Origin of the sequence: Priestia sp. SIMBA_032 (assembly GCF_046535215.1) — a bacterium.
GTDB classification, from domain to species: Bacteria; Bacillota; Bacilli; order Bacillales; family Bacillaceae_H; genus Priestia; species Priestia aryabhattai.
On record NZ_JAWRXD010000495.1, the window covers coordinates 1 to 279 of the forward strand.

Annotated in this window: 1 protein-coding gene; it reads right to left on the reverse strand. The window is 42.3% G+C overall.

The genetic code is table 11. The features are described 5' to 3' along the window. Positions 1-279 (reverse strand): ABC transporter ATP-binding protein (locus SB717_RS35280; RefSeq protein ID WP_410907567.1); only part of this gene is annotated, 279 nt, incomplete at both ends.

Here is a 279-nt window from a genome sequence, read left to right on the forward strand (position 1 = left end):
ATCATAATAATTGTTGAGCCTTGTTTATTTAATTCGTAAAAGAGGTCCATAATTTGTGTGCTTGTTTTCGTATCAAGTGCTCCCGTCGGTTCATCGGCTAAAATGAATTTTGGGTTATTTACGATTGCACGTGCAACAGCGACACGCTGCTTTTGCCCACCGGACAATTCGTTCGGTAAGTGAGTAGCGCGATCAGCTAAGCCTACTTTTGTTAAAGCAGCTAACGAGCGCTCACGTCTTTCTTTTTTATCGACTCCAGCGTAAATAAGAGGTAGCTCT